Below are 24,155 nucleotides of genomic sequence, written 5' to 3' on the forward strand. Positions count from 1 at the left end.
CCTGCCTGCTGGAGCCGCCGCAAGGCTACGCCCTGGCCGACATCGAGCAGGGCAAGCGCTTCGTCGCCGACCTGCTCGGCGGCGAAAGCCTGCGCATCGAAGGCGACGCCCCCTGGCTGGCCGCGGCGCGCCTGCCGCTGGCCGAGGATGCCCGGCGCCGCGTGCGGGTGACCTGCGAGGCACGCCCGGCACAGCGCGACGAATTGCTGATCCACCCGCGCCAGGCCCTGGCCGAAGTGCAGGCGCCGGTCGACGACCTCGCCGCACTTGTCCACAAGGCATTGGCGCACGCCCACCTGGCCCCGGCCGCCCTTGCCGCCCTGCTCGCCCCGCGCCGGCACATGGCCGACGCGCGCCTGGCGGAAGCCGCCCGGGTCCTCGGGGTGCCATTGCGCTTCGTCGCCGATGAGCCACTGCCACCCGTGCATGGCGCGCACGAGGGCATCCACCTGCGCCTCGCCGAATCCCCCGCGCAGGCCGCCGCCATCGGCCGCCCGCGCGGGCGCCTGAGCGTGATCGGCCTCGGCCCCGGCGCCGCCGAGCACATGACCCCGGCCGTGCGCCGCGCCCTGGACGAAGCCCAGGACCTGCTCGGCTACGAGACCTACGTGAAGATGGCCGAGCCGTTGCGCGCCGACCAGGTGCGCCACTGCAGCGACAACCGCGAAGAGATGCAACGCGCCCGCCATGCCTTCGAGCTGGCGGCCGGCGGCCGGCGCGTGGTAGTGGTGTCGTCCGGCGACCCGGGGGTGTTCGCCATGGCCGCGGCGGTCATCGAGGCCCTGCACGAAAGCGCCGATGCCGAGTGGCACAACGTCGAGCTGGAGGTGCTGCCCGGGGTCTCCGCCGCCCTGGCTGCCGCGGCCAGGGCCGGTGCCCCCCTGGGCCACGACTTCTGCCTGATCTCGCTGTCGGACAACCTCAAGCCCTGGGAGGTGATCGAAAAACGCCTCGACCACGCCGGCGCCGCCGACCTGGCCATGGCCTTCTACAACCCCATCTCCAGGGCCCGCCCCTGGCAGCTGGGCCGTGCCCTGGAGATCGTCCGCCAGCACCGCGCGGCGGAAACCCTGGTGGTGCTCGGCCGCGACATCGGCCGCCCGGCCGAGGCGCTGCGCAGCCTCACCCTCGGCGAACTGCAGCCGGAGATGGTGGACATGCGCACCCTGGTGATCATCGGCTCGTCGCTCACCCGCCGCTTCCCCCGCGCCGGCGGCGGCGACTGGGTGTACACGCCGCGCTGGTATCGCTGAGGCAGGTGTATCGGCGGATAACCGCGGACGGTTATCCGCCCTACGTCCCTGGAAGTTCGGCCCCGCTTGCAAATGGCCAGCGCGTTGATGAAAATGCGACGGATTATCATTCTTCATCTTTCCGGCGCCGCCATGGCCTCCTCCACCCTCGACATCGACCGGCTGTACAGCGACCACCACGGCTGGCTGCATGGCTGGCTGCGCAGCCGCCTGGGCAACGCCGCGGATGCCGCCGACCTGGCCCAGGACACCTTCCTGCGCCTGCTGCTCAAGCAGGAGCTGCTGGAGCTGCGCACCCCGCGCGCCTTCCTGCGCACCATCGCCCGCGGCCTGGTGATCGACCACTGGCGCCGCGAGGAACTGGAGCGCGCCTACCTGGAATCCATCGCCCACCTGCCGGAGGCGGAAGCGCCCTCGGCGGAAACCCGCGAAATGCTCCTGCAACTGCTGGAAAGCATCGCCCGCCTGCTCGACGGCCTGAAGCCCAAGGTGCGCAGCGCCTTCCTCCTGGCCCAGTGCGAAGGCCTGCCCCATGCGCAGGTCGCCGAACGGCTCGGCGTCTCCGTGCGTTCGGTGGAGCGCTACGTGGCCGAGGCGCTGTTCCACTGCTACCAGGCGCGCTACGCCGAATGAACGCCAGCGCCGAACTGCAGCCCGACGCCCGGGTGGTCAAGCAGGCTATCCAGTGGATGCTGCGCCTGTCCGGCGGCGCCGACCCGCTGCTGCAGGAAGCCTGCGCCCACTGGCGCGCCCAGCGCGCCGAGCATGAACTGGCCTGGCAGCGCGTGCAGTCGCTGAACCAGGAGCTGCGCAGCGGCCTGCAGAGCGTGCCGGGCAGCCGCGTGGCCCTGGAGACGCTGGAGAAGGGCAGCCAGCGCCTGCAACGGCGCCAGGCCCTGAAGCTGCTGTCGCTGGTCGCCCTGGGCGGCTCCGCGCTGTGGCTGAGCCGCGACCTGGGCCCCTGGCAGCGCTGGAGCGCCGACTACGCCAGCGGCGTCGGCGAGCGCAAGCGCTTCGTCCTGGCCGACGGCAGCAAACTGCTGCTGAACACCGACACCGCCGTCGACGTCTTCTTCGCCCCGCAACAGCGCCTGCTGGTCCTGCAGCGCGGCGAAATCCTCGTCAGCACCGCCAAGGACCCCGCCCGGCCGCTGCGCGTGCGCAACCGCGACGGCCTGTTCGAAGCCCTGGGCACCTGCTTCGTGCTGCGCCAGGATGCCCATGACAGCCTGCTCAGCGTGCAACATGGCGCCGTGGCCATCGCCCCGCGCCGCCTCGGCCAGGCCCGCACGGTGGCCGAGGCCGGCCAGCGCTACCGCGTCGACGCCGACGGCGCCACGCCCCTGGCCGCCACCGGCATGGACAGCAGCGCCTGGGCCGAGGGCCTGATCGTCAGCCGCGACATGCGCCTGGCCGACTTCCTCGCCGAGGTCGCCCGCTACCGCCACGGCCACCTCGGCTGCGACCCGCTGGTGGCCGACCTGCGCCTGTCCGGCGTGTTCCGCCTGGACGACACCGACAAGCTGCTCGACCTGCTGCCGCGCACCCTGCCGGTACGGGTCATGCGCCGCAGCGACTGGTGGGTGACCGTCGAGGCCCGCACCTGAACCGGACTCCCCTGTAGGAGCGAGCTTGCTCGCGAACGGAGTTTCCCGGTCGTGTCGGCGCCTGGCATGAGAGCGCCCTCTCCCTAACCCTCTCCCTGAAGGGAGAGGGGACCGTTCGGTGTGTTCGGGGATTTCGGAGTTAGCCGGCAGCACCGAAGGTTTCCGGCTGAAACCATCACCTCTCTCGGCACGGACTAGCCCTCTCTCCCTTCAGGGAGGGGGCTGGGTCAAACCAAAACACCTAAGCCACCTGGAAACTCCATTCGCGAGCAAGCTCGCTCCTACGAAGAGCCGCATGGGCGCCATCGGAAACATTTTTCGCGGATGAGAATTATTTTTGTCGGGTTTTCCATCATCGGCCGGCATGGAGATAAACCCTCCCATTCCTCGCCCTGACGGATACCTCCCCATGCGTGCAGTCCCGGCTCGATCATCCGCCCCGAACTCCCCCGCCAGCCGCCTCGCCATCGCCGTGCGCGGCGCCCTGCTCTGCGCCGCCCTGGGCAGCGTCCTGCCCCTGACCAGCTGGGCCGCCGACGCCGCCAGCATCACCCGCAGCCGCGCCTACGCCATTCCTGCCGGCCCCCTGGGCGAGGTGCTCAACACCTTCGCCCGCGAAGCCGGCATCACCCTCTCCACCACCCCGCAGCAGACCGCCGGCCTGCAGTCCGAAGGCCTCAACGGCACCTACTCGGTGGACCAGGGCCTGGCCCGCCTGCTCGCCGACACACCGCTGCAGGCCGAGGACCAGGGCGACGGCAGCTACGTGCTGCGCGCCGCCGGGCCCAAGGACGCCCTGGCCCTGCCCGCCACCAGCGTGTTCGCCCTGGGCAACGCGCTGGGCAGCGAGGACGGCTACCTGGCCACCCACAGCCAGATCGCCACCAAGACCTCCAAGGCCCTGCTGGAAACCAGCCAGAGCGTCTCGGTGGTGACCCGCGAGCAGATCGACGACCAGGGCTCGAAGACCGTGCAGCAGGCCATCCGCTACACCCCGGGCATCTTCACCGGCCAGGTCGGCGCCTCCAACCGCTACGACTACATCGTCATGCGCGGCTTCGCCGACAACAGCGTGGACAACATCTACCTGGACGGCCTCAAGGCCATGGGTGACAGCGGCACCTTCAGCTCGATGCAGATCGACCCGTACTTCCTCGAACGCATCGACGTGCTCAAGGGCCCGTCCTCGGTGCTCTACGGCCGCAGCCTGCCCGGCGGCCTGGTGGCGCTGACCAGCAAGAAGCCGCTGTACGAGGACTACCACCAGGTCACCGCCAGCGTCGGCAACATGCAGCAGAAGGAACTGGGCTTCGACTTCAGCGGCCCGCTGGACGACGAGAAGCGCATCGCCTACCGCCTAGTTGGCCTGGGCAAGGGCGCCGACACCCAGTTCGACCACGCCAAGGAAGAGCGCTACGCCATCGCCCCGAGCCTGGCCATCGACTTCAGCGACGACACCACCCTGACCCTCCAGGGCTACCTGCAGCACGACCCCAACGGCGGCTACCACAGCGGCGTGCCAGCCGACGGCGCGCTGTACCACCACAACGGCCGCAAGATCGACCGCGACTTCTTCGACGGCGAACCCGACGTCGACGACTTCGACCGCACCCAGCGCATGTTCGGCTACCAGCTGGAACACCGCATCGACGACGTCTGGTCGGCGCGGCAGAACTTCCGCTACCTGCAGTCCGACGTGAGCCTGGCGCAGGTCTACAGCTACGGCTGGACCGCGCCGGACAGCAACGAACTGACGCGCTACTTCTCCGGCGCCCGCGAGCGCCTGGAGGCCTACATCATCGACAACATGGCCCAGGCCGAATTCGCCACCGGCGCGGCCCGCCACACCCTGCTGATGGGCCTGGACTACCAGCGCCGGCACACCTCGGTGGACTGGTCCTCGGGCTCGGTGGCGCCCATCGACGCCTTCGACCCGGTGTACGGCAACAGCGCCATCAGCTACTACCCCGACGACAACCACACCCGCCGCCTGGAACAGACCGGCGTCTACGCCCAGGACCTGATCGACCTGGACAACTGGCGCTTCTCCCTGGGCATGCGCCAGGACTGGGTGACGGTGGAAGACAAGAACCGCAGCACCGGCAGCAAGGCCGACGACGACTGGAAGAAATTCACCGGCCGCGCCGGCGTGCTCTACCTGTTCGACAACGGCGTGGCGCCCTACGTCAGCTACTCCGAGTCGTTCAACCCCAACGCCTACTCCGACCAGGACGGCACCCCGCTGGAACCCACCGAGGGCAAGCAGTGGGAACTGGGCCTGAAGTACCAGCCACCGGGCAGCGCCAGCCTGTACACCGCCTCGCTGTTCCACATCACCCAGGAGAACGTGGCGACCAAGGAGCCACAGGACAACTTCTACACCTCGGTGGGCGAGATCCGCTCCCAGGGCCTGGAGCTGGAAGCGCACATCCAGGCGACGCGGAACCTCAAGCTGCTCGGCAGCTACACCTACACAGACATCACCTACACCAAATCGCTGGACGGCAACCAGGGCCACACCCCGAACCAGGCGCCCAAGCACATGGCCTCCATCTGGGCCGACTACGCCTTCGACGCCGGCCCGCTGGACGGCCTGAGCATCGGCGGCGGCGCCCGCTACGTCGGCGAGACCTGGGCGGACAAGGAAAACACCCTGCGCGTGCCCGACTACACCCTGGTCGACGCCCGCATCGGCTACGACCTCGGCAAGCTCGGCATGAAGGGCCTGGACGTCAGCCTCAACGCCAACAACCTGCTGGACAAGGACTACGTGGCCTCCTGCTACAACCTCGACTACTGCTACTTCGGCGAGAAGCGCAACGTCACCGCCACGGTCAACTACCAGTTCTGACCCCACGCCGCCCGCCCCGCGGGCAGGCATTCCCTCGTAGGAGCGAGCTTGCTCGCGAACGGGCCCCGCTGCGGGAGCGGTTCGCGAGCAAGCTCGCTCCTGCAAAATCCCCTCGCGCTACCAGCCGCCTCTCCCGCCGCGCCCCCTGATGGCGCACTGATAGGTAGCACCCGCAGCCAATCTGCTACCTCGCTGTGCAGAAATTTCCCAATGCTTCGTAAAAACCATTCCACCGGTGAAACAAGCAGGCGTTTCACACTAGGAACGCACAACTATTTGATTAATAAGGAATAAACAAAGCTCTTCGAAAGAAAAATCACGTGGCATTGTTCATGCATAAATCAACGCACCGTATATGAAACAAGGTGAGATGAATTACATGGCTGCCACCCAAGAGCTGTACGCCGTCGTCGAACCGGGAAACCCCGCCTTGCAGGCCCGGGAAGGTGCGCGGCCGGCCGACGTGGAGATCGTCTTCGAGAACGTCGGCAAGTGCTTCCCCAAGAAGGGCGAGCGCGATGCGCCCTTCGCCGTGCGCGGGCTCAATTTCAGCATCCGCAAGGGCGAGGTGGTGTCCATCATCGGCCCGTCCGGCTGCGGCAAGAGCACCCTGCTGAACATGGGCAGCGGGCTCTACACGCCGAGCGAGGGCGCCGTGTTCGTCGGCGGCGAGCGCGTCGTCAAGCCGGTGGCCAAGGTCGCCTTCATGCTGCAGAAGGACCTGCTGATGCCCTGGCGCAGCATCCGCCGCAACGTCGAGCTGGGCCTGGAGATCCAGGGCGTGCCGGCGGCGCGGCGGCGGCCGGTGGCCGAGCGGCTGATCGAGAAATGCCACCTGGCCGGCTTCGGCGACCACTACCCGTTCCAGCTCTCCGGCGGCATGCGCCAGCGCGCGGCCCTGGCCCGCACCCTGGCCATCGACCCGCAGGTGCTGTTCCTAGACGAGCCGTTCTCGGCCCTCGACGCCCAGACCAAGATGATTCTCCAGCAGGACCTGGCGCAGACGCTCTACGAGCAGCGCAAGACCGCGCTGTTCATCACCCACGACCTGATGGAAGCCATCGCCCTCTCCGACCGCATCCTGGTCATGAGCGCCCGCCCCGGCAACATCATCGAGGAAATCGAGGTCGACCTGCCGCACCGCGACAACCCCCTGGAACGCCGCAAGCTGCCCGGCGCCGGCCCCCTGGTCGGGCGCCTGATGGACCTGCTGAAAGTCGGCGACGACCCCCTCCACTGACCCCGCACGAGGACCCACTCATGCGCAAGACCCTGCTCTCCCGCCTCGCCGGGCCGCTGCTCGCCCTCTGCGCCTTCGGTGCCAGCGCCGCGCCCACCGAAGTCACCTACCTGCTGCCGGCGCCGCCCAGCTCGCCGGCCTTCGCGCCCTGGATCATCGCCCAGCAGAAGGGCTACTACGCCCGGGAGAACCTCAAGGTGACCTTCCTCGCCGGCAAGGGCGGCGTCGACGTGGCCAAGCAGATCGGCTCGGGCAACGCCCTGGTCGGCGGCGCCATCGGCGACACGCCCATCGTGGTGCGCGCCAACGGCGTGCCGGTGAAGGCCGTGGCGGTGCTCGGCGGCGGCGGCGTGACCCTGCTGGCGGCCCGTGGCGACAGCGGCATCGACTCGGTGAAGGCGCTCAAGGGCAAGACCATGACGGTGATGTCCTACTCCGACACCACCTATTACGCCCTGCTCGCCTCGCTGCGCAAGGCCGGCCTGGGGCGCGACGACGTGGACATCCAGGCCGCCGGCCCGGCCGGCGTCTGGCAACTGTTCTCCGCCGGCAAGGCCCAGGCCATGGCCGGGGTGCCGGACTGGGTGGTCAACGCCGAGGACGCCGGGTTGAAGGCGAAGCTGCTGCCCCAGGACCAGGTGTTCGAGAGCATGGCCCAGGCCATCCTCGCCTCCGACGACGCCATCGCCAACCACCCGGAGGTGGTCCAGGGCGTGGTCAGCGCCACCCTCAGGGGCATGGCCGACATCATGGCCGACCCCAGGGGCGCCGCCGCCACCTTCGCCGCCGCGGTACCGGCCTACAAGGGCAGGGAAGCCTCGCTGGAGCGCATCTTCCAGCTCTACGACGAGCACGTGTACCCGGGCCAGGCGGTCCCCGGGCAGATCGACGAGCAGCGCCTGGCCAGCGTCGCCCGCTTCTACGTCGAGGAGAAGATCGTGCCGCGCGCCACCCCGCTGGCCGAGCTCTACACCAACCGCTTCGTCGAGGCCAACGCCGCCCGCCTGGCGCAACAGTGATCCCCCGGAGTCCGACATGACGCTTTCCCGTTCGAGCGCCGGCAGCCTGGTGCTGCTGGTGCTGTTCCTCGCCCTCTGGCAATGGGGCCCCGGCCTGCTCGGCATGCCCGAGTTCGTCCTGCCCAACCTCACCCGCGTGGCCCGGGAAGCGGTGGCCATGTGGCAGACCGGCAACCTGCTGGAGCACACCCTGATCACCACCCTGGAGATCATCGTCGGCTTCGCCCTGGGCGCCCTGCTGGGCATCGTCATCGGCGTCGCCCTGGGCCTGTCGCCGGCCGCCGAGGCCATGCTCTCGCCCTACATCCTGGCGCTGCAGATCGCCCCCAAGGTGGCCTTCGCCCCGCTGTTCGTGATGTGGCTGGGCTACACCGTGTACCCGAAGATCCTCATCGCCATCCTCATCGTGTTCTTCCCGGTGATGATCAACGTGCTCTCGGCGATCCGCACCGTCGACCCGGACATGATCAACCTGGTGCGCGCCCTCAGCGCCACCCGCTGGCAGCTGTTCCGCCTGGTGGAGTTCCCCTCGGCCATGAGCGCCCTGTTCTCCGGCCTGCGCATCGCCTCCACCCTGGCGGTCATCGGCGTCACCGTCGGCGAGCTGGTGGGCGGCAACAAGGGCCTGGGCTTCCTGCTGGTGGACGCCGAGGGCCAGGGCAACACCGCCGGAGTGTTCGTCACCATAGTCGCGCTGACCGTCATCGGCGTGCTCGCCTATGCCGCCGTGGTCTGGGCCGAGAAGCGCGTCCTCCACTACCTGCCCAAGGCCAACCTGGCCACGGCCTGAGGACGCGAACATGAGCACCGATACCCTCCTGCAAGGCCACCGCATCCTCATCACCGGCGGTGCCGGCGGCCTCGGCCTGGCCTTCGCCGAGGCCGCGGCACGGGCCGGCGCCCGGGTGGCGATCGCCGACGTCCGCGACGCCGAGGTCCAGGCGGCCGCCGCCGGCCTGCGCGAACAGGGCCTTGCGGTCGACGGCCTGGCCCTCGACCTGCGCGAGCCGCAATCCATTTCCACCTGCGTGGCCCGGGCCGTGGAACGCCTCGGCGGCCTCGACGGCCTGGTCAACAACGCCGCGGTGACCCACTCCGGCGGCAAGCCCGCGCAAGCGCTGGACATCGCCACCTGGGACCTGGTCATGCAGGTCAACGTGCGCGGCACCTGGCTGATGACCAACGCCTGCCTGCCGGCGCTGCGCGAAAGCGGCCGCGGCGCCGTCGTCAACCTGGCCTCCGACACCCCGCTGTGGGGCGCCCCCAACCTGCTCGCCTACACCGCCAGCAAGGGCGCGCTCATCGCCATGACCCGCAGCCTGGCGCGGGAGCTGGGCGCCGACGGCATCACCGTCAACGCCATCGCCCCCGGCCTGGTGGAAGTCGAGGCCACCGCCTACGTCCCCGCCGAGCGCCACGAGCTGTACCGCCGGCAGCGCGCCATTTCCCGCGCGCAGCTGCCGGAGGACGTGACCGGCGCCGTGCTCTTCGCCCTGTCCGACCTGTCCCGCTTCGTCACTGGCCAGACCCTGCCGGTCAACGGCGGGTTCGTCATGCTCTGAGGAGAAAAACCGATGACCGATCTCAACGCGCAACAACAGCCCCGCACCTGGGACCGCCCCGCCGACGCCAGCTTCGAGCAGTGGTGCAACTCGCGCATCGCCCGCTATTCCACCCGCCAGTACGACTGGAACGCGCTGAAGTTCCAGGCCGACTACGACCCCAAGTACCGCCGCGCACAGATGCGCTACATCGGCACCGGCGGCACCGGCGTCAGCGCCGACAACAACACCATCCCGTCCGAGCACTTCACCTTCTCCACCATGGTCATCCCGGCCGGCCATGAAGGCCCGCCGCACCTGCACGTCGACGTGGAGGAAGTGTTCTTCGTCCTGCGCGGCAAGCTCAAGGTGATCCTGGAGAAGGACGGCGAGCGCTTCGAGACCATCCTCGGCGACCGCGACGTGATCTCGGTGCCGCCGGGCGTGTACCGCGAGGAAATCAACATCGGCGACGAGGACGCGCTGATGTGCGTGATGCTCGGGGCGAAGAAGCCGGTCACCCCGACCTACCCGCCGCAGCATCCGCTGGCCAGCATCAAGCGCTGAGGGCCGGACGATGACGGCGATGACCGCGGCGGCCGCCTGGCAGGCCGACCTGGAACGCGACTTCCCGCAGCGCCTGGTGCGCCACGGCGAAACCGTCGCCGCTGTGCGCGAGGCCGGCGCAACCGACGCACCGGCGCTGGTGCTGCTGCACGGCATCGGCTCCGGCGCGGCCTCCTGGCTGCCGCTGGCGCAACGCCTGAAGGACCGCGCGCGGATCATCGCCTGGGACGCCCCCGGCTACGGCGAGTCGACGCCGCTGGCCGAAGCCGCGCCGCGGGCGGAAGCCTATATGGGCCGCCTGCGCGAACTGCTGGATGCGCTGGGCGTGCGGCGTTGCCTGCTGCTCGGCCATTCCCTGGGCGCGATGGCCGCCCTGGCCCTGGCCAATATCGAGCCGCAGCGCGTGGCCCGCCTGGTGCTGCTCAGCCCCGCGCGCGGCTACGGCGCACGCCCGGACGAAGGCGAGGCGGTACGCAGCCGGCGCCTCGCCGGGCTGGCCAGCGAAGGCATCGCCGGCCTCGCCGAGCGCCGCGCGCCGGCCATGCTCGGCGCCAACCCGGGCGCCGCGGCGCTGGCCTGGGTGCGCTGGAACATGGCGCGGCTCAGGCCCCACGGCTACCGCCAGGCGGTGGAGCTGCTGTGCGGCGACGACCTGCTGCGCCTGGGCCGCCCGCCCGTGCCCAGCGAGGTGCTGTGCGGCAGCGAGGACGGCATCACCCCGCCCGCCGCCTGCCGCGAAGTCGCCGAGGCGCTGGCGGCGCCCTTCCGGCTCATACCCGGGGCCGGCCACGCCAGCCCCATCGAATGCCCCGAAGCCCTGGCCGGGCTGCTTGCCCGGCTTCTCGAGCACTGCCAAGGACTGAAACCATGAGTACCGACACCCTCAACGAACCCCAGGAACGCTACATGGTTCCGGGGCTGGAGCGCGGCCTGACGCTGCTGGGCGAGTTCACCCGCCACGACCGCACCCTCACCGCCCCGGAGCTGGCGCGCCGCCTGCAGCTGCCGCGCACCACCATCTTCCGCCTGCTGGCCACCCTCGAGGCCCTGGGCTTCGTCACCCGCAGCGGCAACGAATACCGCCTGGGCATGGCGGTGCTGCGCCTGGGCTTCGAGTACCTGGCCTCGCTGGAACTCACCGAGCTGGGCCAGCCGATCCTGCGGCGCCTGTGCGACGCCATCGGCTACTCCTGCAACCTGGTGGTACGCGACGGGCGCAACATCGTCTACGTGGCGAAGATCTCGCCGCCGTCGATCCTCACCAGCGCGGTCAACGTCGGCACCCGCCTGCCGGCCCACGCCACCGTGCTGGGGCGCATCCTCCTGGAGGACCTGGACCTCGCCGCGCTGCGCGAGCTGTACCCGGAGAAACAGCTGGAGCGCTTCTCCGAGGGCACCCCGCGCAACGCCGAGGAACTCTTCGACCTGGTGCAGAACGACCGCCTGCGCGGCTACGCCCTCAGCGAAGGCTTCTTCGAGGCGAGCATCTCCACCGTCGCCGCGCCGGTGCGCGACCACACCGGGCGGGTCTGCGCCGCCATGGGCGTGACCATCCCCGCCACGCGCATCGCCGAGCACCTGCTGGAGCCGCTGGTGCGCCAGGTGCGCAACAGCGCCGAGGAACTCTCCGGCCTGCTCGGGCACATGCCCAACCCCAACGTGCTGTCGCTGCAGAGGGTCCACCCATGAGCCTGTGCGACCTCAGCGGCCGCGTCGCCGTGGTCACCGGCGGCAGCTCCGGCATCGGCCTGGCCACCGTCGAACTGCTGCTGGAAGCCGGCGCCGCGGTGGCCTTCTGCGGCCGCGACGGCGAGCGCCTGGCACAGGCCGAGGCCGGGCTGCGCCAGCGCTTCCCCGAGGCGCGCCTGCTGGCCGCCAAATGCGACGTGCTCGACGCCGGCCAGGTGCGCGACTTCGCCGCGCGCTGCCAGGCACAACTGGGCGCCGCCAGCATGCTGGTGTGCAACGCCGGGCAGGGCCGCGTCTCCACCTTCGCGCAGACCAGCGACGAAGCCTGGCGCGAGGAGCTGGAGCTGAAGTTCTTCTCGGTGATCCACCCGGTGCGCGCCTTCCTCGAACAACTGGAAGGCCAGCCCGACGCCGCCATCGTCTGCACCAACTCGCTGCTCGCCAGCCAGCCGGAGCCGCACATGGTCTGCACCTCGGCGGCCCGCGCCGGGCTGAAGAACCTGGTGCGCTCGCTGGCCTGCGAGTTCGCGCCCAAGGGCATCCGCGTCAACGGCATCCTCATCGGCCTGGTGGAGTCCGGCCAGTGGCGCCGGCGCTTCGAGGCCCGCGAGCAGCGCGAGCTGGACTGGGCGCAGTGGACCGCGCAACTGGCCCGCCAGAAGCAGATTCCCCTCGGCCGCCTGGGCCTGCCGCGCGAAGCCGCCAACGCCCTGCTGTTCCTCGTTTCACCGCTGTCGGCCTACACCACCGGCAGCCACATCGATGTATCCGGAGGCCTGTCCCGCCATGCGTAACGAAAACCCGGTCACCGTGGGCGCCGTCATCGCCGCCTTCCTCGAGCAGTGCGGGGTCAAGGCCGCCTTCGGGGTGATCTCGATCCACAACATGCCGATCCTCGACGCCTTCGCCAGCCGCGGCAACCTCCGCTTCGTCATGGCCCGCGGCGAGGCCGGCGCCACCAACATGGCCGACGCCTACGCCCGCGCCAATGGCAGCCTGGGCGTGTGCCTGACCTCCACCGGCACCGCCGCCGGCAATGCCGCCGGCGCCCTGGTCGAGGCCCTTACCGCCGGCACCCCGCTGCTGCACCTGACCGGGCAGATCGAGACGCCCTACCTGGACCAGGACCTGGCCTACATCCACGAGGCCCGCGACCAGCTGGCCATGCTCAAGGCGGTGTCCAAGGCGGCCTTCCGCGTGCGCAGCGCCGAGACCGCGCTGAGCACCCTCAAGCTCGCCGTGCAGACGGCCCTGAGCGCGCCGGCCGGGCCGGTCAGCGTGGAGATCCCGATCGACATCCAGTCCGCCCATATCCCCATGCCCGAAGACCTGGCGCCGCTGCCAGTGCCGGTCGCCGTGCCCACCGCCGAGGCCCTGGACCGCGTCGCCGAGCGCCTGGCCGGCGCACGCCGGCCGATGCTCTGGCTCGGCGGCGGCGCCCGCCACGCCGGGCGCGAGGTGAAGCGCCTGATGGACCTGGGCATCGGTGTCATCACCTCGACCCAGGGCCGCGGCGTGGTCAACGAGGACGACCCGCGCTGCCTCGGCGCCTTCTCCCAGAACAAGCAGGTGGAAGCCTTCCTGCAGGGCTGCGACGCGCTGCTGGTGGCCGGTTCGCGGCTGCGCAGCAACGAGACCTTCAAGTACGCCCTGAAGCTGCCCCAGGTGACCTACCGCATCGACGCCAACCCGGCCATCGAGGGCCGCTGCTACAACAGCGAGCTGTTCATCTGCGGCGACTCGGCGCTGGCCCTCGCCGGCCTGGCCGAGCGCCTGGAGGGGCGGCTGCAGGTCGAGCCCGGCTTCCGCGACGAGCTGCGCGGGATTCGCGAACGTTCCCGCGCGCAACTGATGGACGAGCTGGGCCCCTACGCCTCGATGGTCGAACAGCTGCAGGGCATGACCGGCCGCGACTTCACCTGGGTGCGTGACGTGACCCTGTCCAACAGCATCTGGGGCAACCGCCTGATCCACCTGTTCCACCCCCAGGCCGGCATCCACGCCCTCGGCGGCGGCATCGGCCAGGGCCTGGCCATGGGCATAGGCGCGGCCATCGCGGCGGCGCAGAACGCCCCGCAGCGCAAGGTCTTCGCGCTGTGCGGCGACGGCGGCTTCATCCTCAACCTGGGCGAGATCGCCACCCTGGTGCAGGAAAAGGCCAAGGTGGTGATCCTGCTGATGAACGACCAGCGCTACGGCGTCATCCGCAACATCCAGGACGCCGTGTACGGCGGCCGCCACTGCTACGTCGACCTGCATACCCCGGACTACGCGCGCCTGGCCGAGTCGGTGGGCCTGCGCCACGCGCGCATCAACGACCTCAAGGACTTCGCCGGCGTGCTGGAAAGCGCCCACGCCAGCGACGGCCCCTTCCTGCTGGAAGTGGACATGTGCGCGGTGGGCAACTTCGCCAAGGCCTTCGCCGGCCCGCCGAACATGGAAACCCGCCACCAGAAGGCCACGGCCTGAGGACCCCGCCATGCTGCACATCGCCATGATCGGCTGCGGCGCCATAGGCCTCAGCGTGCTGGAACTGCTCAAGGACGACCGCGACCTGGCGCTCGACCAGGTGGTGGTCCCCGCCGGCCACCTCGACCAGGCGCGCCAGCGCCTGGCCGGCATCGCCGCGCAGGCCCGCGTCGGCGAGGCGCTGGACTACGCCCGGCGCCCCGACCTGCTGGTGGAATGCGCCGGCCACGCGGCCCTGGCCGAGCACGTGATCCCGGCCCTGGAACGCGGCATCCCGTGCCTGCTGGTGTCCATCGGCGCGCTCTCCGAGGACGGCCTGGCCGCGCGCCTGGAAGACGCCGCGCGGCGTGGCGGCACCCGGGTGGAACTGCTCTCCGGGGCCATCGGCGGCATCGACGCGCTGGCCGCGGCCAAGGTCGCCGGGCTGGACTCGGTGATCTACAGCGGACGCAAGCCGAGCCGCGCCTGGAAGGGCACGCCGGCCGACGAGCGCTTCGATCTCGACGGCCTCACCGAACCCACGGTGATCTTCGAAGGCAGCGCCCGCGAGGCCTCCTCGCGCTACCCGAAGAACGCCAACGTCGCCGCCACCCTGTCGCTGGCCGGCCTGGGCCTGGACGCCACCCGCGTGCGCCTGATCGCCGACCCCACCAGCGAGGAGAACGTGCACCACTACCAGGCCCGCGGCGCCTTCGGCGAATTCGAGATGACCCTGCGCGGCAAGCCGCTGGCGGCCAACCCCAAGACCTCGATGCTGACCGTGCTCAGCATCGTCCGCGCGCTGGGCAACCACGCCCACGCCGTTTCCATCTGAGGACAGCGCCATGCTCGATCTCGACGCCATCCAACCCATCTGCATCGCCGGCCAGTGGCGCCTGGGCAGCGGCGGCCTCTACGCCAGCCACTACCCGGCCGACGGCTCGGTGGTCGCGCGCCTGCACGCCGCCGGCCTGGCCGACGTGGAGGAAGCCATCCAGGGCGCCCAGCGCGCCTTCCTCCACAGCGGCTGGGCGCAGCGCAAGCCCCACGAACGCGCCGCGGTGCTGTACCGCGTGGCGCAGCTGATCCGCGAGCACGCCGAGGAACTGGCGCAACTGCAGCGCCTGGACAACGGCAAGCCGATCCGCGAGACCCGCGCCCTGGTCGCCAGCGCCGCCGCCACCTTCCAGTTCTTCGCCGCGGCCTGCGAGACCCTGGAGGAAAGCATCACCCCCTCGCGTGGCGACTACCTGAGCATGAGCCTGTACGAGCCCATGGGCGTGGTCGCCGCCATCACCCCGTGGAACTCGCCGATCGCCTCCGAGGCGCAGAAGCTGGCGCCGGCCCTGGCCGCCGGCAACGCGGTGCTGATCAAGCCGGCGGAGATCACCCCGCTGGCGGCCCTGGCCCTGGCGCGCCTGTGCATCCAGGCCGGGGTGCCGGCCGGGCTGCTCAGCGTGCTGCCGGGCAAGGGCTCGCTGATCGGCGACGCCATCACCCGCCACCCGCTGGTCAAGCGCGTGTCCTTCACCGGCGGCACCAGCACCGGCAAGCACATCGCGCGCATCGCCGCGGACAAGATGATGCCGGTGTCCATGGAGCTGGGCGGCAAGTCGCCGACCATCGTCCTCGAAGACGCCGACCTCGACCACGCGGTGGCCGGGGTGCTCTACGGCATCTTCAGCAGCTCGGGGGAATCCTGCATCGCCGGCTCGCGGCTGTTCGTCGCCCGGCCGCTGTACGAACCCTTCCTGCAACGCCTGGTCGAAGGCGCCGAGCACCTGCGCATCGGCGACCCGGCCGACGAGGCCACGCAGATGGGGCCACTGATCAGCGAGCGCCACCGCGAGAGCGTCGAGCGCTACGTCGACCTCGGCCTGTCCGAGGGCGGGCGCCTGCTCGCCGGCGGTTGCCGCCCGCAGGGCAGCGCCTTCGAGCGTGGCTGGTTCTACACCCCGACCATCATCGACGGCCTGCGCAACAGTGCGCGCCTGTGCCAGGAGGAAGTCTTCGGCCCGGTGCTGACGGCCCTGCCCTTCGACGACGAGCGCCAGCTCATCGAAGAGGCCAACGACAGCGTCTACGCCCTCGCCGCCGGCATCTGGACCCGCGACTTCCAGCGCGCCTGGCGCCTGGGCCGCGCGGTGCAGGCCGGCACCGTGTGGATCAACACCTACAAGCAATTCTCCATCGCCACCCCCTTCGGTGGCTGGAACGACAGTGGCCTGGGCCGTGAGAAAGGCCGCCTGGGCATCCTCCAGTACATGGAGCAGAAAGCCCTGTACTGGGGCCTCAACCAGCAGCCCATCGCCTGGGCCGGAGCGACAGCATGAGCGTACTTGGCATCGACGAGATCACCTACGGCGTGGAAGACCTGCCGCGCTGCCGGCGCTTCTTCGAGGACTGGGGCCTGGCCCTGGTCGGCGAGCAGCCCGATGAAGTGGTCTTCGAAACCCTCAACGGCTGCCGCGTGGTGCTCGCCGACCTGGACAAGCCCGGCCTGCCGCCGGCCATCGAGCCCGGCTCGACGGTGCGCGAGGTGGTCTGGGGCGTGGAAAGCGCCGACGACCTGGCGCACTATGCCAGCCGCATCGCCGCGGCGCCGGGCTTCGTCGAGGGCGGCGGGCGCATCGGCTGCACCGACCCCAACGGCCTGGCGGTCCGCCTGCAGGTCACCCGCAAGCGCGAACTGGTACTGGAGGAATGCGGCGCGCACAACACCTGGAACAGCAAGGCGCGGATCAACAGGCCCAGCCCGGTCTACGAGCGCGCCACCCCGGTGGAAGTCGGCCACGTGGTGTTCTTCGTCAAGGACGTCAACGCCTGCGAGGCCTTCTACCGCGAGGCCTTCGGCTTCCAGACCTCGGACCGCTACCCGGACCGCGGCGCCTTCCTGCGCACCGCCGAGGAAGGCGGCCACCACGACCTGTTCATGCTCCAGCTGCCGGCGCCGCGCGCCGGGCTGAACCACGTCGCCTTCACCGTGCGCGACATCAACGAGGTGTTCGGCGGCGGCATGCACATCGCCCGCTGCGGCTGGGACACCGAGATCGGCCCGGGCCGCCACCCGGTGTCCTCGGCGTTCTTCTGGTACTTCAGGAACCCCGCCGGGGCGCTGGTGGAGTACTACGCCGACGAGGACCAGCTGACCGGCGACTGGCAGCCGCGCAGCTTCGAACCCGGCCCCACGGTGTTCGCCGAATGGGCCATCGCCGGCGGCCTCGACGGCGTCACCCGGCGGCAGAAAGGCGCCGAAGGCCCGCAAGGCAAATTCCTGACCGAAAAGAACAAGAGCTGAGGAGAAAGCCCATGTCCAAGCTGAAGATCGGCGTCCTCGGCGCCGGCATCGGCGGCCTGTGCGCCGCCATCGCCCTGCTGCGCGCCGGGCATGACGTCATCGTCTACGAACAGGCCAAGGCGTTCCTGCGCGTCGGCGCCGACATCAACCTCACGCCCAACGCGGTCAAGGCCATCGACGGCCTGGGCGTCGGCGAAGCGGTGCGCGCCAGCGCGGCGCGCCCCACCCACCGCATCAGCCGCACCTGGGACAGCGGCGAGGAAACCTCGCGCCTGGAAATGGCCGACGCCGCCGAGCGCAAATACGGCGCGCCGCAGCTGACCATCCACCGCGCCGACCTGCTGGCCGCCCTGGCTGCGGCTTTCCCCCTTGAGCGCGTGCGCTTCGCCCAGCGCGCGCAGTCGGTACGCCAGGAGGCAGATGGCGTGCACATCGGATTCGCCGACGGCGGCCGGGAGCGCGTCGACGTGCTGATTGGCGCCGACGGCATCCACTCGGTGGTGCGCAGCGCGCTGTTCGGCGAGGAACACCCGCGCTTCACCGGGGTGGTCGCCTACCGCGCCGTGGTGCCGGCGGTGAAGGTCGCCCAGGTGCCGCACATCCAGGCCTTCACCAAATGGTGGGGGCCCAACCCGCAGAGCCAGATCGTCACCTTCCCGCTCAACCGCGGCCGCGACATCTTCATCTTCGCCACCACCACCCAGGACAGCTGGCACCTGGAAAGCTGGACCACCCAGGGCAGCGTCGAGGAACTGCGCGAAAGCTACGCCCACTACCACCCGCACGCCCGCGCCCTGCTGGAAGCCTGCGACGAAGTCCTGAAGACCGCGCTGTACGAACGCGACCCGCTGCCCTACTGGACCCGCGACAACCTGGCCCTGCTCGGCGACGCCTGCCACCCGATGATGCCGTTCATGGCCCAGGGCGCCGGCCAGGCCATCGAGGACGCCGTGGTACTCGGCCGCATGCTCGCCGGTGTCAGCGCCCCGACCGGCGTCTCGGCGGCGCTCAAGGCCTACCAGGACGCCCGCCTGGAGCGTACCAGCCAGATCCAGATCGGCTCGCGCGGCAACCAGTGGCTCAAGGCCGGCGGCAACGCCGACTGGGTCTACGGCTACGACGCCTGGGCCATCCCCGTCGACCACGCGGCCTGAGAAACGAGCATGAGCGAAACCCTGCTGCTCACCGTGCTGCTGCGCCACGACCAGTCGAAGAACCTGGAGGACATCCAGGCCCACATGAAAAAGATGGAGTGGTGGGAACGCTTCCCCGGCGAAGGCGTGGAGATCGTCTCCTGGACCGTGGCCATGGGCCTGGGCCAGATCGTCACCCTGCGCCTGCCGCCGGCGCTGCTGCCGCGCGTCAATGTCGAACTGGAGCGCTCCGCCTGGGGCGTGTTCCGCACCGAATGCTACCCGACCTACGACTTCGTCCCGGTGCGCGAAAGCATCCGCGAACGGGTCCGCAATGGAGGCCAATGAAATGACCGAACCCTACAACGAGACGCACCAGTCGCGCCGCCGCCCGAGCACGCCCTTCGAAGACCTGCTGGGCGACTCCATCGAGCGCGCCTACGCCGCCGGCAGGCACGACCTGCCGAGTCTGCTGGAGCACCTGAACCTGGCCGGCCCGCCGTGCCCGCTGACCAGCGGCGAGTGGACCGAAGACGCCTACAAGACCCTGATGGCCCGCCTGGGCGAATAACGGGCGAGGAACGAGAAAAATGACCGCACACCTGACCGTCGATCCTGTCGAGAAGATCCTGGCCAATGGCCTGAAGAACCTCTGGTTCCCCGTCCTCCCTTCGCAACTGCTCGGCGACAAGCCGCTGTCCGTCCGCCGCCTGGGCTACAAGATCGCCCTCTGGCGCGACAACGACGGCAGCGTCCACGCCCTCGAGGACCACTGCCCGCACCGCGGTGCGCCGCTGTCCCTCGGCCCGGTGCTGGGCGACCGCCTGCAGTGCCCCTACCACGGCGTCGAGGTGCGCTGCGACGGCACCGTCACCAAGGTCCCCGGCAGCCCCGGCTGCAAGCTCGAGGGCAGCCGCCCGACGCGCATGTTCCACGTTCGCGAGACGGCCGGCGCGATCTTCCTCTACAACGCCGCCGACCCGCACCTGGAGAGCCCGCCGGAGCTGGTGCTGCCCGAGCAGCTGACCTCGCCCGAATGGAGCAGCTTCATCTGCTACACCGAGTGGCGCGGCGACTACCGCTACGTCATCGACAACGTCATGGACCCGATGCACGGCACCTACCTGCACAAGATGTCCCACTCCATGAGCGAAGGCGCGGCCAGCGCCAAGTTCGTCACCCGCGACACCGAGCAGGGCTTCTTCTTCGAGAAGGAAGGCCAGCGCGGGGTGAACTTCGACTGGACCGAGTTCGTCGACAACGGCTGCCACTGGCTGCGCCTGGAAATCCCCTACCCGAAGACCGGCGGCCCGGGCGGCAACTTCACCATCGTCGGCAGCTACACGCCTAGCAGCCCGCAGCTGTGCGCGGTGTTCCACTGGCGCTGCCGCCCGCTCACCGGCTGGCAGCGCGACACCTGGCGCTTCCTCTACAAGAACCGCCTGGAGGCGCGCCACTGGGCGGTGCTGGAGCAGGACCGGGTGCTGCTAGAGCACATGGAGCCGGACGCCAACCAGCGCGAGAACCTCTACCAGCACGACCTGGGCGTGGTGCGCATCCGCCGCTACCTGAAGAACAAGGCCAAGGAACAGCTGGAACTGATCGAGGCCACGCAGCTATGAGCGCAGCCGTTCGCGTGAAGGCCGAGGCAGTGCCGGAACTGGCCAGCGCCAGCTGGTCCAACGCCCTGCGCATCGGCGACGAAGTGGTGATGTCCGGCATGACCGGGCACCCCGCCACCCGCCAAGCCGCCGAGCGCGGCGAAGCATTGGGCGCCTACGAGCAGACCCTGCTGGTGCTGAACAAGTGCAAGGCGCTGATCGAGGCCGCCGGCGGCCACGTCGGCAACCTCTACCGGCTGAACGTGTACCTCACCGACATCGCCGCCAAGGACGAGGTCGGCCGCGCCCGCCGCGACTTCTTCGCCGGCCAGGCCTGCTACCCCACCTCCACCCTGGTGGAGGTCAGCGGCCTGGTGTTCCCCGAACTGCGCGTCGAGATCGAGGCCAGCGCGCGCCTGGACGTCGATCTGCGCACCGCCGAGGTACTGCCATGAGCAACGCAACCATCCCGGCGCTGGTGCACACCCTGCGCCACGAGGCCGAAGGCATCATGAGCGTGGAACTGCGCCCCTGGGGCGACACCCGCTTCCCGCCGTTCGAGGCCGGCTCGCACATCGACCTGCACCTGCCCAACGGCCTGGTGCGCAGCTACTCGCTGCTCAACTCGCCCAGCGACCAGGGGCGCTACGTGGTCGGCATCCTGCGCGACCGCAACAGCCGCGGCGGCTCGCGCTGGGTGCACGACAACCTGCGGGTCGGCACCCAGCTGCAGATCTCGGCGCCGCGCAACAACTTCGCCCTGGACGCCAGCGCCAGCCACAGCGTGCTGGTGGCCGGCGGCATCGGCATCACGCCGATCTACTGCATGTTCCGCCAGTTGCTCGCCCTCGGCCGCTCCGCCGAGCTGATCTACTGCGCCCGCTCGCGCCGCGAGGCCGCGCTGCTGGAGGAGCTGCGCAGCCTCGACGCCCGGCTGCAGCTGCACTTCGACGACGAGAAAGGCGTGCCGCCGGACCTGGCCACCTACCTGGCCGGCCGCCCCGCCGACGCGCACTTCTACTGCTGCGGCCCCACGCCCATGCTCGATGCCTTCGAACGCACCTGCGAGGCCCTGGGCTACCCCAACGCGCACATCGAGCGCTTCGCCGCCGTCGAGCAGGCCGCCGCGGACGATGCGCTGGACAGCTACGAGGTGGAGCTGCGCAAGAGCGGCAAGCACCTGCGCATGGAAGCCGGCATGGTGCTGCTGGACGCCCTGCTGGAACAGGGCTGCGACCTCGACTACAGCTGCCGCGAAGGCGTCTGCGGCTCCTGCGAGGTGAAGGTGCTGGAAGGCGAGGTGGACCACCGCGACGGCGTGCTGACCAAGGCCGAGCGCGCGGCCAACCAGTCGATGATGGTCTGCGTCTCGGGCTGCCGCAGCCGGCGCCTGGTCCTCGACCTGTAGCCCTCTCCGCCTTGCACGAAACGGCAGCCCATGGCTGCCGTTTTCGTTTCCACCAGCGTTTCCCAACGCACCAGATCCAGCCCCAGCGCCCCGCGCCTGTGCATCCGTGTAACACCGATTCCGGGCCGTTTCACGGGTGGTCAAAACGCCTGCGTTTCACAAGTAACACATTGATAGATAAAGGAAATATTAAGAAAAACAGTCACTCATCCATGGCATGGAAACTGCTCCCTTCCTCGGGCTGGAAATTGAAACGTTGATTCATACAAGAAACAAGACAACCGGCCTTCGCGAAGCTGCGTGCGGTCCGCCAGGACCCACTTCCGGGGCCGCCTTTTCCGAGGTGATGCTTCCATGTCGAGACCTACCCTGCTGGCCGCATTCGCGCTGGCGTACGCTCCCCTGCTGTTCGCCACCGAGCCCGGCCCGGCGCCGACCATCAGCCAGGGCATGAAGGACAAGCCCTTCCCGCACATTTCCTGGCGCAGCGAGGACGGCGACGCCAGCCTGGACATCGGCGGCGCCCTGCGCGCCAACTACCGCTACGAGGACTGGGACAGCAGCATCAACCGCCCGGCGCGCTGGCTGTTCGACACCTTCCGCCTGGATGTGCAGGGCCGCTACGAGCAGTTCAGCGTCGATGCCGGCTACTGGTTCCAGGACCGCAACAAGCGCGCGGTGGACCGCGCCTACCTCGGCTACCGCTTCGACGAGCGCTCCGACCTGCAGGTGGGCGCCCCGGCCAGGCCCTTCGGCCTGCTGCCCTACCCGCAGTTCGGCTGGAGCTACCACATCCCGTTCTTCCTCGGCTTCGGCGTCAACACCGGCACCGGCCTGAAGTACGGCTACAAGGACAGCGACTGGGACTTCCAGGCCGCCTACTACCCGCGGATGCTGCCTTCGAGCATCCGCTACGCCCCGGAAGTCGGGCGCTACGCGGACCTCAAGGACAACGCCATCCCGGCGCTGCACGGCCGCCAGGACAACGAGAAGCGCGACCAGGTCAACCTGCGCCTGGCGCGCAGCTTCCAGGCCGGCGACTGGAACAACGAGCTGGGCGCCTCGCTGGCCGCCTCGCGGTTGTACAACGCCACCACCGACGACAACGGCAGCTTCTGGGCCGCCGGCGCCCACGGGGTATTCAAGAACGGGCCCTGGACGATCTCGACCCAGGCGATCCGCTACGAGTACGACCCGAAGAACCCCAGCGGCGTCAGCGACGATGCCGTGCTCATGGGCGGCAACGGCCTGACGCCGGCTTTCCTGATCGCGGCCAAGGGCAGCATTGGCGGGCTCAACGTCGGCTACGACGTCGCCACGCCCTGGCTGGGGCCGGTGAAGAAGGTGAAGCTGTACAACGACTACAGCCGGCTGTGGAAGGACAAAAGCGGCTGGGACGACTCGCAGATGTACACCGCCGGCATCCAGTTCTTCGCCCTGCCGGTGATGGCCTGGCTGGACTTCACCTGGGCGCGCAACGCCAACCCCTGGGGCGGCGCGGAGAACGGCACGGGCTGGACCTCGACCACCTCCTCGGGCAGCAACGACTGGTATTTCCGCACCAACCTGAACATCGGCTACTACTTCTGAGCCGGGCGGCGGGGCCGGGCTCGCGCCTGGCCCCGCCGGCCCTCAGAAGCGCTCCGCCGCCTGGGCGTGGCGTCGCACCTCGTCCTGCTCCAGGCGCTCGCGGTAGGCATGGGCTTCCTGCTCGCTGTAGAACACGCCGACCAGCAGGCCCTGCTGGTGCACGTCCCAGCAGCGCCGGCCGAGGGCGCGGAATTCGCGGGATTTGTGGTCTTCGTCGCGCTCGGTGACAACTACGCTCATCGTTCTTCTCCGTTGTTTGACTTGCATCAAGGCGGAGTCAGATTCACTTAATTAGCCAGCTAACGAAATAGCCGAATCAGCAAAGGTTTTTTGCGAAAAGCGTGGGGAACGCGAGCCCCTCTCTGCCCCACGCCAAGCCCTCCCATGCCGTAGGGCGAATAACCGTTCGCGGTTATCCGCCGTTGGCCGTGCCACCGGGATGTCCGGCATGGCCGGTGAATCCAATCGCGGACGGAGTCCGCTCCTACGACCGTGCTTCCTGGAACCGTAGGAGCGGACTCTGTCCGCGATCATGGCGGATAACGCCGTAGGCGTTATGCGCCCTACGCCGGAGGTGGGCTCGGCGTAGGGCGCATAACCGTTCGCGGTTATCCGCCGTTGGCCGTGCCACCGGGATGTCCGGCATGGCCGGTGAATCCAATCGCGGACAAGGTCCGCTCCTACGACCGTGCTTCCTGGAACCGTAGGAGCGGACTCTGTCCGCGATCATGGCGGATAACGCCGTAGGCGTTATGCACCCTACACAACGAAAGCACCTTGGGTCCAGGACATAGGAGCGGACGCTTTGCAGACAGGCATGAAAAAGCCCGGCATCCCCAAGGGGAATGCCGGGCTTTTTTCAGAGCTGTCCGACGCTAGAACGGAATGTCGTCGTCGAAGCTGTCGTAGT

24 protein-coding genes are annotated in these 24,155 nt (G+C 69.5%); 23 read left to right on the top strand and 1 reads right to left on the bottom strand.

Translation table 11 applies throughout. The features are described from left to right. The 23 genes from cobJ to DK254_RS29835 form a co-directional block, all read left to right on the top strand. Positions 1–1,253: precorrin-3B C(17)-methyltransferase (cobJ, locus tag DK254_RS29725; protein ID WP_109937349.1), on the top strand; the 1,253-nt coding region annotated here is incomplete at its 5' end. Between the two features lie 132 nt (positions 1,254–1,385). Beyond that, complete coding sequence (locus DK254_RS29730; RefSeq protein WP_109936705.1) at positions 1,386–1,886, top strand: sigma-70 family RNA polymerase sigma factor; 501 nt, start codon at positions 1,386–1,388, stop codon at positions 1,884–1,886. After that, a complete protein-coding gene (locus DK254_RS29735) occupies positions 1,883–2,860 on the top strand; it encodes a FecR domain-containing protein (protein ID WP_109936706.1) in 978 nt (325 codons plus the stop codon). Before DK254_RS29730 ends, DK254_RS29735 begins: the two co-directional genes overlap by 4 nt. Before the next feature lie 409 nt (positions 2,861–3,269). After that, a complete protein-coding gene (locus DK254_RS29740) occupies positions 3,270–5,711 on the top strand; it encodes a TonB-dependent siderophore receptor (protein WP_371921187.1) in 2,442 nt (813 codons plus the stop codon). A 379-nt stretch (positions 5,712–6,090) separates the two neighbouring features. Continuing rightward, a complete protein-coding gene (locus DK254_RS29745) occupies positions 6,091–6,951 on the top strand; it encodes an ABC transporter ATP-binding protein (RefSeq protein WP_089393453.1) in 861 nt (286 codons plus the stop codon). Positions 6,952–6,971: 20 nt separating this feature from the next. Then, complete coding sequence (locus tag DK254_RS29750) at positions 6,972–7,970, top strand: ABC transporter substrate-binding protein (RefSeq protein ID WP_109936708.1); 999 nt, start codon at positions 6,972–6,974, stop codon at positions 7,968–7,970. Positions 7,971–7,986: 16 nt separating this feature from the next. Then, the gene (locus tag DK254_RS29755; RefSeq protein ID WP_109936709.1) at positions 7,987–8,760 is read left to right on the top strand and encodes an ABC transporter permease; all 774 of its coding nucleotides are present in this window, start codon (positions 7,987–7,989) and stop codon (positions 8,758–8,760) included. A gap of 10 nt (positions 8,761–8,770) precedes the next feature. Then, positions 8,771–9,532 (top strand): SDR family oxidoreductase, encoded by a 762-nt coding sequence (locus DK254_RS29760; RefSeq protein ID WP_109936710.1) that lies wholly within the window; start codon positions 8,771–8,773, stop codon positions 9,530–9,532. A 12-nt stretch (positions 9,533–9,544) separates the two neighbouring features. Next, complete coding sequence (locus DK254_RS29765) at positions 9,545–10,078, top strand: cupin domain-containing protein (RefSeq protein ID WP_109936711.1); 534 nt, start codon at positions 9,545–9,547, stop codon at positions 10,076–10,078. Between the two features lie 10 nt (positions 10,079–10,088). Continuing rightward, positions 10,089–10,949: an alpha/beta fold hydrolase gene (locus DK254_RS29770; RefSeq protein ID WP_256595987.1), complete on the top strand. Its 861-nt coding sequence runs from the start codon at positions 10,089–10,091 to the stop codon at positions 10,947–10,949. Then, the gene (locus tag DK254_RS29775) at positions 10,946–11,767 is read left to right on the top strand and encodes an IclR family transcriptional regulator (protein WP_089393418.1); all 822 of its coding nucleotides are present in this window, start codon (positions 10,946–10,948) and stop codon (positions 11,765–11,767) included. The genes DK254_RS29770 and DK254_RS29775 overlap by 4 nt, the downstream gene beginning before the upstream one ends. After that, positions 11,764–12,561, top strand: coding sequence for an SDR family oxidoreductase (locus DK254_RS29780; protein ID WP_109936713.1), 798 nt, complete (start codon positions 11,764–11,766; stop codon positions 12,559–12,561). Before DK254_RS29775 ends, DK254_RS29780 begins: the two co-directional genes overlap by 4 nt. Beyond that, positions 12,554–14,236, top strand: coding sequence for a thiamine pyrophosphate-binding protein (locus tag DK254_RS29785; RefSeq protein WP_109936714.1), 1,683 nt, complete (start codon positions 12,554–12,556; stop codon positions 14,234–14,236). The genes DK254_RS29780 and DK254_RS29785 overlap by 8 nt, the downstream gene beginning before the upstream one ends. A gap of 10 nt (positions 14,237–14,246) precedes the next feature. After that, positions 14,247–15,050, top strand: a complete 804-nt coding sequence (locus tag DK254_RS29790) for an aspartate dehydrogenase (RefSeq protein ID WP_109936715.1) — start codon at positions 14,247–14,249, stop codon at positions 15,048–15,050. Between the two features lie 10 nt (positions 15,051–15,060). After that, positions 15,061–16,548, top strand: coding sequence for an aldehyde dehydrogenase (locus DK254_RS29795; protein WP_109936716.1), 1,488 nt, complete (start codon positions 15,061–15,063; stop codon positions 16,546–16,548). Further along, a complete protein-coding gene (locus DK254_RS29800) occupies positions 16,545–17,513 on the top strand; it encodes a VOC family protein (RefSeq protein WP_109936717.1) in 969 nt (322 codons plus the stop codon). The genes DK254_RS29795 and DK254_RS29800 overlap by 4 nt, the downstream gene beginning before the upstream one ends. Positions 17,514–17,524: 11 nt before the next feature. After that, positions 17,525–18,667: an FAD-dependent monooxygenase gene (locus DK254_RS29805; RefSeq protein WP_109936718.1), complete on the top strand. Its 1,143-nt coding sequence runs from the start codon at positions 17,525–17,527 to the stop codon at positions 18,665–18,667. Between the two features lie 9 nt (positions 18,668–18,676). Continuing rightward, the gene (locus tag DK254_RS29810) at positions 18,677–18,994 is read left to right on the top strand and encodes a hypothetical protein (RefSeq protein ID WP_109936719.1); all 318 of its coding nucleotides are present in this window, start codon (positions 18,677–18,679) and stop codon (positions 18,992–18,994) included. A gap of 1 nt (position 18,995) precedes the next feature. Continuing rightward, positions 18,996–19,217 carry a recombinase-like helix-turn-helix domain-containing protein gene (locus DK254_RS29815; protein WP_109936720.1) on the top strand — a complete coding sequence of 74 codons (222 nt, stop codon included), beginning with the start codon at positions 18,996–18,998 and terminating at the stop codon, positions 19,215–19,217. A gap of 19 nt (positions 19,218–19,236) precedes the next feature. After that, positions 19,237–20,268, top strand: a complete 1,032-nt coding sequence (locus tag DK254_RS29820) for an aromatic ring-hydroxylating dioxygenase subunit alpha (protein WP_109936721.1) — start codon at positions 19,237–19,239, stop codon at positions 20,266–20,268. Next, positions 20,265–20,702: a RidA family protein gene (locus DK254_RS29825; protein ID WP_109936722.1), complete on the top strand. Its 438-nt coding sequence runs from the start codon at positions 20,265–20,267 to the stop codon at positions 20,700–20,702. The genes DK254_RS29820 and DK254_RS29825 overlap by 4 nt, the downstream gene beginning before the upstream one ends. Next, positions 20,699–21,655: a PDR/VanB family oxidoreductase gene (locus DK254_RS29830; protein ID WP_109936723.1), complete on the top strand. Its 957-nt coding sequence runs from the start codon at positions 20,699–20,701 to the stop codon at positions 21,653–21,655. The genes DK254_RS29825 and DK254_RS29830 overlap by 4 nt, the downstream gene beginning before the upstream one ends. 354 nt (positions 21,656–22,009) lie before the next feature. Continuing rightward, complete coding sequence (locus DK254_RS29835) at positions 22,010–23,245, top strand: hypothetical protein (RefSeq protein ID WP_109936724.1); 1,236 nt, start codon at positions 22,010–22,012, stop codon at positions 23,243–23,245. A gap of 42 nt (positions 23,246–23,287) precedes the next feature. Here DK254_RS29835 and DK254_RS29840 read toward each other — a convergent pair whose 3' ends face one another. Then, a complete protein-coding gene (locus DK254_RS29840; RefSeq protein ID WP_109936725.1) occupies positions 23,288–23,485 on the bottom strand; it encodes a hypothetical protein in 198 nt (65 codons plus the stop codon). Positions 23,486–24,155 lie beyond the last annotated feature (670 nt).

The organism is Pseudomonas sp. RW407 (assembly GCF_003176655.1).
In the GTDB taxonomy this organism is placed as follows: domain Bacteria; phylum Pseudomonadota; class Gammaproteobacteria; order Pseudomonadales; family Pseudomonadaceae; genus Pseudomonas; species Pseudomonas delhiensis.